The sequence below is a fragment of the Saccharopolyspora flava genome (genome assembly GCF_900116135.1).
GTDB lineage: Bacteria > Actinomycetota > Actinomycetes > Mycobacteriales > Pseudonocardiaceae > Saccharopolyspora > Saccharopolyspora flava.
The window spans coordinates 1-15621 of the sequence record NZ_FOZX01000010.1 but is presented as its reverse complement, the minus strand read 5'-3'; the positions used below and the strand labels follow the sequence as shown (position 1 = coordinate 15621).

14 protein-coding genes are annotated in these 15621 nt (G+C 69.6%); 5 read left to right on the top strand and 9 right to left on the bottom strand.

Features of this window, described 5'->3' with window-relative positions; all coding sequences use genetic code 11:
• Positions 1–23 precede the first annotated feature (23 nt).
• From BM424_RS23535 to hxlB, 7 genes are all read right to left on the bottom strand, one after another.
• Positions 24–1712 (bottom strand): PQQ-dependent dehydrogenase, methanol/ethanol family, encoded by a 1689-nt coding sequence (locus BM424_RS23535; protein ID WP_093422069.1) that lies wholly within the window; start codon positions 1710–1712, stop codon positions 24–26.
• Between the two features lie 13 nt (positions 1713–1725).
• Complete coding sequence (locus tag BM424_RS23530; RefSeq protein ID WP_093422067.1) at positions 1726–2187, bottom strand: MSMEG_3727 family PQQ-associated protein; 462 nt, start codon at positions 2185–2187, stop codon at positions 1726–1728.
• Positions 2188–2563: 376 nt separating this feature from the next.
• Positions 2564–4759 carry a catalase/peroxidase HPI gene (katG, locus tag BM424_RS23525; protein WP_093422064.1) on the bottom strand — a complete coding sequence of 732 codons (2196 nt, stop codon included), beginning with the start codon at positions 4757–4759 and terminating at the stop codon, positions 2564–2566.
• A 21-nt stretch (positions 4760–4780) separates the two neighbouring features.
• The gene (locus tag BM424_RS23520) at positions 4781–6181 is read right to left on the bottom strand and encodes a DNA-binding protein (RefSeq protein ID WP_093422062.1); all 1401 of its coding nucleotides are present in this window, start codon (positions 6179–6181) and stop codon (positions 4781–4783) included.
• 254 nt (positions 6182–6435) lie between these two features.
• Positions 6436–7836 carry an ATP-dependent 6-phosphofructokinase gene (locus BM424_RS23515; protein ID WP_093422059.1) on the bottom strand — a complete coding sequence of 467 codons (1401 nt, stop codon included), beginning with the start codon at positions 7834–7836 and terminating at the stop codon, positions 6436–6438.
• Between the two features lie 9 nt (positions 7837–7845).
• The gene (gene glpX / locus BM424_RS23510) at positions 7846–8814 is read right to left on the bottom strand and encodes a class II fructose-bisphosphatase (protein WP_093422056.1); all 969 of its coding nucleotides are present in this window, start codon (positions 8812–8814) and stop codon (positions 7846–7848) included.
• 36 nt (positions 8815–8850) lie between these two features.
• Positions 8851–9447 carry a 6-phospho-3-hexuloisomerase gene (hxlB, locus tag BM424_RS23505; protein WP_093422054.1) on the bottom strand — a complete coding sequence of 199 codons (597 nt, stop codon included), beginning with the start codon at positions 9445–9447 and terminating at the stop codon, positions 8851–8853.
• Positions 9448–10055: 608 nt separating this feature from the next.
• Between hxlB and hxlA the strand changes: the two genes are divergently transcribed.
• The 4 genes from hxlA to BM424_RS23485 all read left to right on the top strand — a co-directional run bounded on the left by hxlA (position 10056) and on the right by BM424_RS23485 (position 13640).
• The gene (gene hxlA, locus BM424_RS29270) at positions 10056–10682 is read left to right on the top strand and encodes a 3-hexulose-6-phosphate synthase (protein ID WP_217649813.1); all 627 of its coding nucleotides are present in this window, start codon (positions 10056–10058) and stop codon (positions 10680–10682) included.
• A 73-nt stretch (positions 10683–10755) separates the two neighbouring features.
• Positions 10756–11022, top strand: coding sequence for a hypothetical protein (locus BM424_RS23495; RefSeq protein WP_093422049.1), 267 nt, complete (start codon positions 10756–10758; stop codon positions 11020–11022).
• Positions 11023–11057: 35 nt separating this feature from the next.
• Positions 11058–13166, top strand: coding sequence for a transketolase (tkt, locus tag BM424_RS23490; protein ID WP_175548232.1), 2109 nt, complete (start codon positions 11058–11060; stop codon positions 13164–13166).
• 3 nt (positions 13167–13169) lie between these two features.
• Positions 13170–13640: a ribose-5-phosphate isomerase gene (locus BM424_RS23485; RefSeq protein ID WP_093422046.1), complete on the top strand. Its 471-nt coding sequence runs from the start codon at positions 13170–13172 to the stop codon at positions 13638–13640.
• A gap of 27 nt (positions 13641–13667) precedes the next feature.
• On the opposite strand, the gene BM424_RS23480 is transcribed toward BM424_RS23485, so the two are convergent.
• Positions 13668–14726, bottom strand: a complete 1059-nt coding sequence (locus tag BM424_RS23480; RefSeq protein ID WP_245776081.1) for an alpha/beta hydrolase — start codon at positions 14724–14726, stop codon at positions 13668–13670.
• Between the two features lie 228 nt (positions 14727–14954).
• On the opposite strand from BM424_RS23480, the gene BM424_RS23475 reads away from it, so the two are divergent.
• A complete protein-coding gene (locus BM424_RS23475) occupies positions 14955–15173 on the top strand; it encodes a hypothetical protein (protein WP_093422040.1) in 219 nt (72 codons plus the stop codon).
• A 119-nt stretch (positions 15174–15292) separates the two neighbouring features.
• Here BM424_RS23475 and BM424_RS23470 read toward each other — a convergent pair.
• Positions 15293–15621, bottom strand: a 329-nt coding sequence (locus BM424_RS23470) for a transposase (RefSeq protein ID WP_139274144.1), incomplete at its 5' end; no start/stop codon positions are given.

The window sequence follows — 15621 nt, the reverse complement described above, 5'->3', positions numbered from 1 at the left end:
TCACTCCGTGCTGGTGATCCCGATCAGTCCGGCAGCGCGAACACGATCAGGGCGGAGCCGTGACCGGCGCCGAGCATGCCGGGGATGATGCCCTCGAGCCATCCGCCCCAGCCGACGGGCACGGCCACGTACTGCTTGCCGTCGACCGAGTAGGTCATCGGGCTGCCGTGGTGGCCGCTGCCGCACTGGAACTTCCACAGCTCCTCGCCCGTCCGGGCGTTGAGCGCGATGAACTCGCCGGTCGGAGTGCCGGCGAACACCAGGTCACCGGCGGTGGTCAGCACCGACGAGGCCATCGGGTGCGGGTTGCGCCAGCGCCACTTCTCGACGCCGTGGGAGTCGAAGGCGCTGACCGACCCGGCCATGTTGTCGATGTCGACCTGGACGGCCGCGCCCCAGTAGGGCTGGCCCTCCTTGAACTCGCGGCGACGGCGAGTGGCGGTGGCGCCGACGTCCGCGACCGGCACGTAGAACAGGTCGTGGTTCGGGTTGTAGGCCGCGTGCGTCCACTCCTTCGCCCCGGCAGGGCCCGGGTAGAAGTGAACCGGCTCGCCTTCCTTGTCCGGGTACTTGCGCGGGGTCACCTTGCCGTCGCGGGTGATCGTGCCCCAGTCGATCCGGTCGACGAACGGCGTGACGTGCTGCAGCTCGCCGTTGGTGCGGTCCAGGACGAAGAAGTACCCGTTCTTGTCGAAGTGGCCCAGCAGCTTCTTGCCGTCCCGCTCGAAGAGGGTCATCTCCATCGTCGAGTCGTAGTCCCACAGGTCGTGCGGGGTGAACTGGTAGTGCCACACGATCTTGCCGGTGTCGACATCCACCGCGACGACGCTGTCGGTGTAGAGGTTGTCGCCGGGGCGCACCTCGCCGTCGAAGTCGGGGGCCGGGTTGCCGGTGCCCGCGTAGTACAGGTTGGTGTCCGGGTCGTAGGTGCCGGTCACCCAGTGGTTGGCGCCGCCGCGGGCCCAGGCGTTGGCCTCGGCGTCGCCCCAGGTCTCGGAACCGGGCTCGCCCGGCTTCGGCACCGTGTAGCAGCGCCAGCGCTGCTCGCCGGTCTCCAGGTCCCAGCAGTCGATGTGGCCGCGGACGCCGAACTCGCCGCCGGCGCTGCCGGTGATGAGGGTGTCCTTGACGACCAGCGGCGCCAGCGAGGCGCTCTCACCGGCGCGGACGTCGCCGATGGTCTTCTCCCAGACCTTCTTGCCGGTGGCGGCGTCCAGCGCCAGCAGGTGGGCGTTGGGGGTCACGAAGTAGACCTTGCCGTTGGCCACGGCGCAGCCGCGGTTGACGTTGCCGCAGCACAGCGAGACGTCGAACGGGACGGCGTGCTTGTAGCGCCACAGCTGCTCACCGGTCTTGGCGTCCAGCGCCCAGAACCAGCCGTCCCAGCCGGTCACGTACATGACGCCGTCGACGACCATCGGGGTGGTCTCGAACGCGTAGGTCGAGGCACCGGCGATCTGGCCGGAGGTGCCCGCCTGGAAGATCCAGGCGGGGCCGAGGCGCTTGACGTTGTCGGCGTTGATCTGGTCCAGCAGGCTGAAGCGCTTGCCGTCGTAGTCGCCGTAGTAGGTGATCCAGTTGTGCGACTCGGAGCGCGCGTTGAGGATGCGGTCGTAGTCGATGTTGTCCGTGACCGCCGGGGCGGTGCCGGACACGGCGCTCAGCGCACCGTGATCGATGGCCTCACCTGCGTCAACGTACTCGATGGTCATCTGTTCGTTCCTTTCACCGGCGCGGCTGGTCGGGGCGGTCGAGACGGGCTTCCGGCGGGACCTCGCCGAGCACGACGATGGCGGCGGTCAGGCCGCGGCCCTCGTCGTTGCCGCCGGGCGAGCTGTACCAGTAGTAGCCGGGGCCATCGAGGTCGAGCGTCGCCCTGCCCTTGGAGTGGTTGAGCAGCCACAGGAACTTCTTGTCGCCGTTGCTGGGCAGCAGGCACGCGTGGGTGTTCTTGTCGTCGTTGATGACCGTGAGCTCGACCTTGCCGCCGTGGGGCAGCACGAGGATCGCCGGGTCCCAGGCGATCTCGTCCTCGTTGATCCGGATGGTCGCTTCCATCGTGCCGTCGGGCCGTTCGGTCGCCCGCTCGATGTTGCCGGTACCGAGCACGCGGCCGATGGCCGCGCTGTTCTGTGCGTCCAAGCCCAGTTCGCTCAGCAGGTCATCGCGTTCCTGAGTCGACGTCATCGGACCTCACCTCCTACTTCGAGTCCGCATCCGGATCACTCGCGCACGGGTGCGCCCCAGCGCTTCCGAGATTCGCGGAAAGGCGCTGCGCGCGTGGGATCTGCTTCTTCCCCACAGGCGATGCGACGGCTTTTTCGGCCCCTGGCCGAATGTTCCGAGCACTTCCGAATTAACCTGTGATACTCGGGAAGTTTACGGTGACCGCAACCACACCGGAAGGGCTGACCGCTGAGCTGCCGAGCCCCACCGCTCCCCCGGAATCAGCTACCGCCCAACCGGATTCGCGCTCGTGAGAGCCTCGCGAGGCGACCGCTGGAACGAGAAGAGGCCCTGGTGCCACGAGGGCCCAGGACCTCATTCCCGCGGTGTTGCGCGGTCACCATCGGCCGAGGTTCATCACCTTGTTCCACGCGGCGGAAAAATCGCGCAGGAACTGCTCCTCATCTCCGGCGTACACCTCGGAAATGGCGCGGAGTTCGGAGTTCGAGCCGAACACGAGATCCACTCGGCTGGCCTTCCACCGCCGTTCGCCGCTGCTCCGATCGTGCCCGGTGAATATCCCGCCCTGCGGAAACCATTCGGTGTTCATGTCGAGGAGGTTGACGAAGAAGTCGTTGCCGAGGGTTCCGGGTGTTTCGGTGAGCACGCCCAGCGTCGAACCCCGGTGGTTGGCGCCGAGGACGCGGAGTCCGCCGATGAGCACCGTCATCTCGGGGGCGGTGAGGGTGAGTTGGTTGGCTCGGTCGATGAGGAGGTATTCGGAGGGCAATGGGGGCTTCTTACCGAGGTAGCTGCGGAATCCGTCGGCGCGGGGTTCGAGCACGGCGAAGGACTCGACGTCGGTCCACTCCTGGGTGGCGTCGGTGCGGCCGGGCGTGAACGGGATCTGCACCCGCTCACCGGAGGCGTGCTCGACCGCCGCGCATCCGGCCAGCACGATGAGGTCGGCGAGCGAAACCCGTTTCCCTCCGGTCTGTTCCGCGTGGAAGTCCTTCTGAATCCTTTCGAGCTCGGCCAGAACGGGCTCGATGATCTCGGGATCGTTGGCCTCCCAATCGCGTTGAGGCTTGAGGCGGATGCGGGCGCCGTTGGTGCCGCCGCGCTTGTCGCTGTCGCGGTAGGTCGAGGCCGAGGCCCACGCCGTGAACACCAACTCCGACACCGACAGGCCCGAGTCCAGGACCCGCCGCTTGAGCTCGGTGATGTCGTCGGTGTCGATGAGCTCGTGGTCGACGGCCGGCACCGGGTCCTGCCAGAGGAAGCGCTCCTCCGGCACCAGCGGCCCGAGGTAGCGCTCGATCGGACCCATGTCGATGTGGGTGAGCTTGAACCAGGCCCGGGCGAAGGCGTCCTCCAGCAGCTCCGGCCGCGCGAGGAACCGCATCGCGATCCGCCGGTACTCCTCGTCCTCCTGCAACGCGAGGTCGGTGGTGAGCATGGTCGGCCGGTGGCGCTTGAGCGGGTCGTGGGCGTCCGGGATGGTGCCGTGGCCCTGGTCGCCGCGCGGAATCCACTGCCACGCCCCGGCCGGGCTGAGCTCGACGTCCCAGTCGTAGGCGAACAGCGTCTCCAGGAACCCGTTGTCCCACTGCGTGGGGTTGGGCGTCCACGTGCCCTCCAGACCGGTGGAGATCGCGTCAGCACCTTTGCCCGTGCCGAAGTCACTCGACCAGCCCAAACCCTGATGCTCCAGGTCAGCGCCCTCAGGCTCCGCCCCCAGGTGCGAGACATCGCCCGCGCCGTGGGTCTTGCCGAAGGTGTGGCCGCCGACGATCAACGCCACGGTCTCCTCGTCGTTGAACGCCATACGGGCGAAGGTGTCCCGAATCGCCCGGGCCGCCGCGATCGGATCCGGCAACGTCGCCGGTCCCTGCGGATCGACGTAGATCAGGCCCATCTCATCGGCCGCAAGCGGTTCTTCCAGGTCACGGATACCGGTGTGGCGTTCATCCCCGAGCCAGGTGCGTTCGGGTCCCCAGTAGATGTCGGCGTCGGACTCCCACACGTCCTCCCGGCCACCCGCGAAACCGAGCGTGCGGAACCCCATCGATTCCAGGGCCCGGTTCCCGGCGAAGACCATCAGGTCGGCCCAGGAGAGCTTGCGGCCGTACTTCTGCTTGACCGGCCACAACAACCGGCGGGCCTTGTCCAGGTTCCGGTTGTCCGGCCAGCTGTTCAACGGCGCGAACCGCTGCATCCCCGAGCGCGACCCACCCCGCCCGTCAGAGACCCGATACGTCCCAGCGCAGTGCCACGCCATCCGCAGCACCAGCGGCCCGTAATGCCCGAAATCAGCGGGCCACCACTCCTGCGAGGTGGTGAGCACCCGGTCGATGTCACGCGCGACCGCATCCAGGTCCAGAGTCGCGAACTCGGCGGCGTAATCGAAGTCCTCACCCAGCGGATTCCGCGCCGGATGATGCTTGGCCAAAATCTCCAGATTCAGCCGACGCGGCCACCAGTCCAGGTTGCTACCCCCGGCCGCCGGATGTTCACGGGTGCGCTCGGCCGCGCGCTTCACGCTCTGGTCGTAGTTGCGGGTGACCGCGATGGCATCGGGGTTCTCCGGCACGGGAGCTCCTTCCCACGACTCTCAGAGGCCCAGCGCTTTGCGCACCACCGGGGCGTTGCGGCGGGAGACCGGCACCATCGTGCGGGCGGCGTCGTCCATCACCAGCGCCAGTTCGCCCTTGAAACCCCGCTCGACCTCGCGAATCCGGTCGAGGTTGACCACGTACTGCCGGTGCACCCGCAGGAAACCGGTGCCGCCCAGCTCGCGCTCGATCTTGTCCAGCGCCGGGGACGCGGCCCGCAGCCTGCCCTCGTCGGTGGACAGCCACACGTCGCTGCCGTCGGACTCGGCGAAGGCGACCTCCGGCGGGCGCAGCAGCACCATCCGGTTCTCCCGCGACGCCACGACCCGCGGCGCGCTCCCCCGCTCCGGGACGCCCACCCCTTGCTCGCCGCGCGGCATCTGCTCGCCGTCGGAGGCCCCGAACACCACGATGTCGCCCACCAGGTGCCCGAACTGGAACACCGGACGGATGCTGACCTGCGTCGGCTCGTCGGACAGGTGGGTGTGGATCTGGGTGGAGCCCACCCAGTCCGGGTTGCTGGCGGCCTGCTTGGCGGCGTAGCGGACCGCGCGGACCAGTCCCGGCAGGCCGGGGTTCCAGCGCTCCGCCGGATCCGGCGCCGGCGTGCAGCTGGGAACGCCGAGCAGCACGCCCGCGCGGTCGTCGGCGATCACCACCCGGCCCGACGGGTCCACCGCGGCCAGCGACACCGCCGCGTTCGAGCGGGCGTGGTTGTAGGCGGCGATGAGCTCGGCGCCGGCGTCGCGGGCGCGGCGGCGCAACGTGAACTGGGTGCGGCTGGCGGCGTTGCTCAACCACGCACCGGCCGCCTTCGGCAGCTCGCTGCGCCAGCAGGAGATGTTGAGCACCGCCACCGGCTGCTTGGAGACCACGTCGCGGACCGCCACGCCCGCGCAATTCCAGTCGTGGAACGCCTCGCACCAGTGCTCGGGCCCGCGGATGACCACCGGTGCGGTGGTCTCCAGCGCGGTGCCCATGCCGTTGGTGCCGGTGGCGCTCTCCGACCAGCAGTACCACGGCGCGAGGTTGGCCTTCGCCGCGAAGTTCCGGGTGTCCTTGTTCCCCCACTCGGCCAGCACCCGCCCGGTCGCGTCGGCCACGGTGACCACGCCTCCGATGCCGGCGACCTCGTTGACGACCGAGGCGGCGCGGAAGCCCAGCTCGGCGAACACCACGTCGTGCTCCAGGCTGTGGTCGACGTCGGTGATGGCCACCGGCGCCTCCGTCAGCGCGGGGTCGACGCGGTACCGGTCCCGGCAGCGGTGCCAGGACAGCGCCACCTCGGGCCGCACGCCCGCGATGTCGTCCTCACCTCGCACGAACCGCTCCCACGCGCCGTAGACCGTGGGGGTGCGCGCGTTGCGGGTCGGCAAGGTCGGTCGCTGCACGTTCGCCATCTTCAGACCGCCTCCGGTCCTCTCACCCGGCCCGGCGCGCGTCGATCTCGCGAGGGGAACCGGGCCGGACCGCGCCGCCGCGCGGGCCGCTGACTCGCTGGAACAGGCCGCGTTCCCGAGCGCGGTCGCCTCCGTGCGCTCAGGTTTCGCGGCGTCGTGGGCGAAAACTACGTCGTGCTGGAAACGCGCGGCAAGCAGAGCACCACGACCGCCGCCGAACGGACCACGAGCGGTGGTGCCGCGCCAACCAGCGGTCATCCCGCGACGACCCCCGCACCGGGCCGCTCGGGCACGCCGGGCCGTTCGAGCTTGCGCCCGTCGCTGGGCGCCACAAGCCCGCCGGTGGCCTCCTGCACCGACATCCACAGGTCGCCGTCGGGGTCGACCTGGTTTCGGTGGCTGATGATCAGCGGCATCGGCACGTGCACGAACCGCCGCCGCCAGCGCACCACGGCGGTCTCGGTGCGCCCCGCCATCGCCGCGTGGACCGCGTTGTGCGCCAGGCGCAGGCAGTACACGCTGTCGTAGGCGTTGGCGGTGACGCTGCGGATCGCGTAGCTGGGGTCGATGTAGCGCACCGTCGGCGACAGCCCCACCTCGGTCAGGTGGGCGCTGATAATCTCGCGCAGCAGCAGCCCGATGTCGCCGAGCTTGGCGTTGCCGGAGGCGTCGGTGGCGCCGCCCTGCAGCAGTCCGCGCTCGGCCAGCAGGTCCTGACCCGCTCCTTCGGCGACGACGATGACGACGAAGCCCTTCTCCCGCACGTGCCGCTCGACGCGCGCCAGCAGGCCGTCCGGGCCTTCCAGGCGGAACGGGACCTCCGGGATGAGCACGACGTCGGCGGCGTTGCGGGCCAGCGAGGCGTAGCAGGCGATGAAACCGGAATGCCGGCCCATCAGCTTCACGATCCCGATGCCGTCCGGGCTGGCCGAGGCCTCGATGGAGACCGACGAGATGAAGTTCGCGGCCTGCGCGAACGCGCTCTGGAACCCGAAGGACTGGTCGGTGTAGGGCAGGTCGTTGTCGATGGTCTTGGGCACCCCGATCACGGCGATGTCCAGTCCGCGCGACCGGATCGCCGCGGCCAGGTTGGTGGCGGCGTTCATGCCGCCGTCACCGCCGACGACGAACAGCACGTTCACCCCGCGCAGCACGAGCGTGTCGACCATCTCCTCGACGTCCTGCCCGCCGCGCGAGCTGCCGAGGATGGTGCCGCCCGACTTGTGGATGTCGCGCACCACGTCGGGCGTGAGATCGACGGTGTCGTGCCGGTGCCGGGCGGTCAGACCGCGGAAACCGTTGCGGAACCCGAGGATCCGCTTCACGTCGTACTGGACCGTGAGCTCCTGGACCAGGCCGCGGATGACGTCGTTGAGCCCCGGGCACAGGCCGCCGCAGGTCACGATCCCGGCGGTGACCTCGGCCGGGTCGAAGTAGATCTTGCGACGCGGTCCCGCGGCTTCGAAGCTCGGCAGGTCACCGGGGGCCATGCCCCGCCGGTCGAGCATCGACACCGTGTCGTCGAGCAGGACCCGGTCGCCTTCCGAGACGTAGTGCGGAGAGGTCTTCTTGTCCGCGACCAGATCGGCCAGCGGCGAGTCGTGGTGGCATTCGCCGAGGTGGCGAACGCGGAGGTCGTCCAAGTGCAGAGTCACCGCATGTCCTCACTGCCGGGGCATCGAGCCGAAAGTGGTGTGCGCGATGCGGCGCACCTGACCGCGGGAGACCAGCAGCGACTCGGCCAGCACGGCGCCCTCGGACTCCCGGGGCCGGCCGAGCAGAGAACCGCTGGTCACGCCGGTGGCGGCGAACAGCGCGTCGCCGCCGACGAGCTCGTCGCAGGTGTAGACGCGATCGAGGTCCATGCCGGCCGCGCGGATCGCGTCGGCCTCCTCCCGGCGCTGCGGGGCGAGCCTGCCGAGCATGTCGCCGCCCAGGCCGCGCACGGCCGCGGCGGTCATCACGCCTTCCGGCGTGCCGCCGACGCCCAGCAGCAGGTCGGCCTCACCGGTCGGCAGCAGCGCTTCGAGGCTGCCGCCGACGTCGCCCTCGGCGGGCGTGTGCACCGCCGCGCCGGCGGCCAGCAGCCGCGCGATAAGCTCGGTGTGGCGGGGCTTGTCCATGACGACCACGCGCATCTCGGAGACCTTCTTGCCCAGGGCCTTGGCGACACTGTCCACGGTGGACTCCGGCGGGGCGTCGAGGTCGATGACGCCCTTGGCGCCGGGCCCGACGACGATCTTGTCCATGTAGAAGCCGGGCCCGGGCGACCAGAGGGTGCCCGGTTCGGCGAAGGCGATCGTGGCCATCGCGCCGGGGAGGTTCTTGGCGCAGAACGAGGTTCCCTCCAGCGGGTCCACGGCGATGTCGAAGTCGGGGCCGGTGCCGTCGCCCACGGTTTCGCCGTTGAACAGCATCGGCGCCTCGTCCTTCTCGCCCTCACCGATGACCACGGTCCCCCGCCCGGGAGCACCGGCCAGGACCTCGCGCATGGCCTCGGTCGCCGCGGCGTCGGCGGCTTTCTTGTCGTGCCGTCCGACCCACGGGTAGCTGGCCAGCGCGGCCCGCTGGGTAGCGCCCAGCGCCACGGCCTCCAGGGTGTGGATGTCGGTGCGGGTTCGCGTTTCCTGCATGTCCGGGTCTCCTCGTCTCGACCGTTGCCTCGGCCTTCACTCCAAGTTCGCGTGGAGGCGCCACAACTCGGTTGCCTGCGTGCCGCTGGAGCGCCAGAGGGCGTGGAACAGGGCGTCGGTGAGCAGCAGGACGGACTGCTCGAAGAGGCTGCCCGCGTACTGGTCGGAGACCTTGCCGTCGAAGTCCTGCTTGTCGGCGGCCGGGATCACCAGGACCTCGGTGGAGACCGACGCCAGCGGCGAGTCGGGCGCGGTGGTCAGGGCCACGACGTTGGCGCCCTGCTTGCGCGCGGTCTCGGCCGCCTGCACGACGCGCTTGGTCGTGCCCGAGCCCGAGGCGGCGATGAGCACGTCGTCCGGGCCGATCGCGGGCGCGGTCACCTCGCCGACGACGTGCACCGACAGCCCGAGGTGCATCAACCGCATCGCGGCCATCTGCAGCGCCAGGCCGCTGCGCCCGGTGCCGACGGTGAACACCGCGGGAGCCTTGAGCAGCATCGCCCCGGCGCGGGCCCACGCGGCGGGCTGCACGCCCCGGCGGATCCGGTCCACCTCGCCGGTGATGGCCAGGGTCGCGTAGTTGAACAGCGGCGGGTTGAGCGTGTCGCCGCCGGGATTCACGGTGTCGGTCATCGTGGCACTCCCCACTCGGATGTCATTCGTCCGGCCCGCCTTCGCACCACCGGATGCCGGTCGGTGACGAGGGGCCGAGTTCTTCGCCGAAACCCGCGGGAATTCGCGGAGCACGGGACCTCGAACGCGGTCGATGCCGCGTCGGAGAGCGAGAGTGCACGCCGCCCATCGCCCGGTCAACGCGACGAGAACGAACAGATACCGGGAAAGCACGAACGGTTTTGAAACGGCCTCAAGCGGAATCGCGGAATTCGCCCGAACAATTCCTGATCGCCCCATCAGCGAAAGTAATCGCACAGGCCTCATACCTGCGGTTCCGGGCAGCTGGAGGCCCGCAGGAGACCGTTTGTGCCGCCGCGCCCGCCGTTCGTTCCGCAGAGGTTGACCGCACCGCGAGAATCCGTGCACCGTCACATGCCGTTGCTCGTTCACGGCCCCGATCACCAGGGGCCGGGAAAGGCGCAGCCCGCGGAATCGTCGTGATCCGCGCACATCGCCCGGAATGGCAATCGGTTCGGGCGCCGGACATTGCTCACCGCATCGCGGATCTTCCGGCCGGGATCACCCGCGCCGGAATCCGCCGAGCACCACCGATTGAGGAGATTATCGTGAAGCTGCAGGTAGCACTGGACGTCGCCACGCTCGGCGATGCGTTGACCCTGGCGCGCCAGACCGCCGAGCACGTCGACATCCTGGAACTGGGCACCCCGCTGATCAAGGCCGAGGGCCTGCGGGCGATCACGGCCATCAAGGCCGCCCACCCGGACAAGCTGGTCTTCGCCGACATGAAGACCGCCGACGCCGGTGAGCTGGAGGCCGACCTGGCCTTCACCGCGGGCGCGGACCTGGTCACCGTCATGGGCACCGCCGACGACGACACCGTCAAGGGCGCGGTGGCCGCGGGCCGCAAGCACGGCAAGGACGTCGTCGCGGACATGATCGCGGTGGTCGACAACCGCGTCTCCCGCATCCGCGAGGTGTCGAAGTTCGGCGTGTCCTTCGTCGAGATCCACGCCGGTCTGGACGAGCAGGCCCGTCCCGGCTACTCGATCCAGGCGCTGCTGGACGACGGCAAGCAGGCCGGGGTGCCGTTCTCCATCGCCGGTGGCATCAAGCCCGACTCGATCGGCTCGGTGCAGGAAGCGGGCGCGACCGTGGCCGTGGCCGGGGGCGCGATCTACAGCGCCGCCGACCCGGGTGCCGCCGCGAAGGCCCTGCGTTCCCGGATCCGCTGACACCCGGCGCGGGAGCGGGAAGGCGACGCCCTTCCCGCTCCCCCGGATCGCCTCGAACGTGAGGGAGAACGACATGAGCGACTGCCAGGTGGACCTGAGCGACGTGCAGCGCGCCCTGCTGCGCCAGGCCGCCGCGATCGTGCGCCGGCGCTACGACGGCGGTTTCGACGGCGACACCAGCGTGTCGGTCGCCGACGCCGAGCGGCTGGCCACCATCTTCGAGGGAATCTCCCGCGACGATCCCGCTGTCGCCGAGCTGGACCGCACCGAGGCGATCGCGCTGGCGCACCGGCTCATCGACGACGACCACCCGGAGCGGTCCCGGATGTGGCCCGCGTAGGACCCGCCATCACCGAGAACTCAGGAGTGCCCACCATGACCGCTGTCCCCCGCGTGAGCGACCAGCTCGACCGGTTGACCACCTCCCACGTGCCCGATGACTGGACCGGCCTGGACGTCCGGGCGATCGACACCGCGCGCGTGCTGGCCGCCGACGCCGTGGAGCGGTGCGGCAGCGGCCACCCGGGCACGGCGATGAGCCTGGCCCCCACCGCCTACGCGCTGTTCCAGCACGTCATGCGGCACGACCCGAACGACGCGGACTGGATCGGCCGCGACCGCTTCGTGCTCTCGGCGGGACATTCGAGCCTGACGCTGTACGTGCAGCTGTTCCTGGCCGGTTACGGCCTGGAGATCGAGGACCTCCAGAGGCTGCGCACCTGGGGTTCGCTCACCCCCGGCCACCCGGAGCACGGCCACACCCGAGGCGTGGAGACCACGACGGGTCCGCTGGGGCAGGGACTGGCCAACGCGGTGGGCATGGCGATGGCCGCGCGCCGCGAGCGGGGCCTGCTCGATCCCGAAACCGCGCCCGGCGAGAGCGTTTTCGACCACCACGTCTACGTGATCGCCTCCGACGGCGACATCGAGGAGGGCGTGACCTCCGAGGCCTCGTCGCTGGCCGGCACCCAGCAGCTCGGCAACCTCACGGTGATCTACGACGCCAACGACATCTCGATCGAGGACGACACCAAGATCGCCCTGTCGGAGGACACCGCGAAGCGCTACGAGGCCTACGGCTGGCACGTGGTGACCGTCGACGGCGGCGAGAACATCACCGGAATCCTGGCCGCGCTCAAGGCCTCTCAGCAGGAGACGTCGCGTCCGTCGCTGATCGTGCTGCGCACGGTGATCGGTCACCCGTCGCCGACGAAGAGCAACACCGGCAAAGCGCACGGCGCCGCGCTGGGCGCCGACGAGCTGGCGAAGGTCAAGGAACTGCTGGGCTTCGACCCGGACGAGAGCTTCCAGGTCGAGGAGGCGGTGCTGGAACACACCCGCGCGGCCGGTGCGCGAGGCCGCGCGCTGCGCGAGAAGTGGCAGCTGTCCTTCGACGCGTGGGCGGCGGCGAACCCGCAGCGCAAGGCCTTGCTGGACCGGATGCGCACCCGCGAGCTGCCGGCCGGCTGGGCCGACGGGATGCCGGCCTGGGAACCCGATGAGAAGGGCGTGGCGACCCGCAAGGCCTCCTCGGAGGTGCTGGCCTCGCTGGGCGAGGTGCTGCCGGAGCTGTGGGGCGGCTCGGCCGACCTGGCCGAGAGCAACAACACGACGATCAAGGGCGCGGATTCCTTCGGGCCCGAGTCGATCTCCACCGACACCTGGTCGGCCAACCCGTACGGCCGGACGCTGCACTTCGGCATCCGCGAGCACGCGATGGGCGCGATCCTCAACGGCATCGCGCTGCACGGCGGAACCCGGCCCTACGGCGGGACGTTCCTGGTGTTCAGCGACTACATGCGCCCGGCGGTGCGGTTGTCGGCGCTGATGCGCCTGCCGGTGATCTACGTGTGGACCCACGACTCGATCGGCCTGGGCGAGGACGGTCCGACGCACCAGCCGGTGGAGCACCTGGCGAGCCTGCGCGCGATCCCGGACCTAGCGGTGGCCCGCCCGGCCGACGCCAACGAGACCGCCGCGGTGTGGAAGGCGGCGCTGGAGAACACCGGCGGCCCCACGGGTCTGGCGCTGACCCGGCAGGCGGTGCCGACGCTGGCCGGCACGGACGCCGAGGGCGTGGCCCGCGGCGGTTACGTGCTGGCCGACGCCTCGGCCGCCGTGCCGCAGGTGGTGCTCATCGGCACCGGCTCGGAGGTGCAGCTGGCGGTCGCGGCCCGGGAGGTCCTGGAGGCCGACGGGATCGCGACCCGTGTGGTGTCGATGCCGTGCGTGGAGTGGTTCGACGCCCAGGACGAGGCCTACCGGACCTCGATGCTGCCCCCGTCGGTGCGCGCCCGGGTCGCGGTGGAAGCGGGAATCGCCCAGCCGTGGCACCGCTTCGTCGGCGACGCCGGAGAGGTCGTGTCGCTGGAGCACTTCGGCGCCTCAGCGGACTTCGCCCGCCTCTACTCCGAGTTCGGCATCACCTCGGACGCGGTGGTGGCCGCGGCCCGCCGCACGCTGAACGCGGTCCGGGCGGGCTGAGCGGTGCGCGTCTACCTGGCCTCCGACCACGCCGGTTTCGAGCTGAAGAACCACCTGGTGAAGAAGCTGGCGGAACGGGGACACGACACGATCGACGTGGGCCCGGCGACCTACGACCCGGCCGACGACTACCCGCCGTTCTGCATCCACGCGGCGCGGCGGGTGGTCGCCGACCCGGGCAGCCGGGGCGTGCTGATCGGCGGCTCCGGCAACGGAGAGCAGATCGCCGCCAACAAGGTCCCCGGCGCCCGCGCCGCCCTGGTCTGGAACGCCCACGTCGCCCGCCTCGCCCGCAGGCACAACAACGCCCAGCTGGCCGCCATCGGAGCCCGCCTCCACGCCCTGACGGAAGCGGAACTCATCGTGAACACCTTCCTCACCACCCAGTTCGACGGAGGCAGACACCAACGCCGCCTCACCCAACTCACCCACTACGAAACCGCAGGCGTCCTACCCCCGCTCCGAGCGGACTAGAACCCGCCTCCGGACCCGCTGACCCGACTACCGGGTCCGGAGGCGTTCCAAGATCAGCCCGACGTAGTGGTCCATGTCCTTCTGCAGGCACTGGATGTCGGCGTGCTTGCCGGAGCATCCCGGTGCCCAGGAACTCCCGTCACCGTAGTCGAGGAACTCGTGCGGAATCCCCGCCGCCGTGAGGTTCTGAGAGGTCACGACGTTCGTCTCCCGGACTCCCTGCTCGGTCACCGACTGCACCGGCGCCACGAGCGGGTCTCCACCATTTCCGCTGTAGAGCGCCACACCCATGCCGCGCAGCGATTCGACGTGCTGCGCGGGGCTCTGCGCGTTCCACACACCGTCAAGCGGCCAGACAGGCGGGCCGAAGATGGCGTCCGCACCGACGGTCGGCGTCCCCGAGCCCGGGCTCACCTCCGTCCCGATGACCGCGGCGCGAACCTTCTGGTTCAGCAGGTCGAGCCCGCCGGAGAAACTGCCGACATAGCTGAAGAGATCGGGCCTGTGCTCGGCGTAGTGCAACGCTCCGAAACCGCCCATCGAATGACCGACGATGGCCCGGCCGTCACGCTCGGCGAACGTCCGCAGGTTCGCATCGATGAACGGGACGAGCTGGTCCAGGTGGAAGGTCTCCCAGTTCTGCGGACCCACACCTCCCGGGTTCACCCAGTTCGAGTACCAACTCCGGACGCCGTTGGGGTGCACGGTGATCAGCGGCTTCCCAGCGGTCGCCTGCTCGGAGACCTGCCTGAGGTACGGGTTGGTGGGCCAATCGGGGTTGCCGTGCAGCGAGTAGAGCACCGGGTAACGGGCCTCGCTGCGCGTGTAGTCCTCGGGCAGCGTGACCACGATGTCGTGCTGTCCGGCGGTCTGATCCGACAGGAGCGTCGGATTCGGCACCTCGTCCGTGGCAACGGAGAACACGAACGACCGATGCCCACCGTCCAGCCACTCCGGCTGCCGCTTCACGGTCAGACCGAAACCGTCGGCCAATCGAGGCACCTCGTCCTCGGCGTTGGCGGCGGGCGCGCACAGACCCAGCGCGACCATCCCAGCGGCGGATGCGGCGGCGAATGTGCGCAGCACTCCCCTGAAACCCGTTCTCATCACGGCTTCTACCTCTCTGCGCGCACTCCACATCCGCGCGTCACATGTGATTTCACCCCAGTGAAGATCGGATACTGCTCGTCATACTTGTAGAGCACCAGGAGCAACACCGTTACCAGTTCACCGCAAATTTCCCACTATTGGCGCAGCGGCACGGCCGGTACACTCTTGATCTCAGCGAATCACGAGCGGCGAGGTATCCCCGACTTGCACGCACAGCGAAAAAAGCTCGCACTTCTCGCACTCGGCCTCAGCATTGCTGCATTCTGGATCATCACGAACCTGCTGACCGACGGCACGGACGAAGCCGACAAGGTCGCCAGCGTCGTCGCAGCGTTGACAGCCCTGATCACCCTGGGCATCACGGTGCTCCCGCTGCTCCAGCCGAGGACCCCTGACAGCCACAAATCTTGCAGAAATTCGTGAGACTCTTCGCCTCCGGCTCTCCGCGTTCACCGCGCACGAGACCGAGCAATGGTCGCTCTCTTCGCCGCTGCCTGTGAAGTGGGCTCCCGCCCACGCGGATCTCAGAGCCTGTTCCTGAACTAGCGAGTGAGGCGCTTGCTGATGGTGTGGATCATGGCCCAGCGGACCATGGCTTCGTGGTGTTCGGGGCGGCGTTCGTAGTCGCGCACGCAGCGGCGGTGCTGGTTGATCCAGGCCAGAGTGCGTTCCACGACCCATCGACGTGGCAGGGCGACGAACCCGACCTGACCTGCGAGTTTCGAGACGATTTCGATGCTGATCCCGAACAACGATCTGGTCCAGTCGATGAGCGTGCCGGTGTAGCCGGAATCGGCCCAGACCAATCGGATGGTCGGGCACAGATAGCGCAGGCGAGCCAGGAGGTTGCGGGCGGCGACGCGGTCTTGGG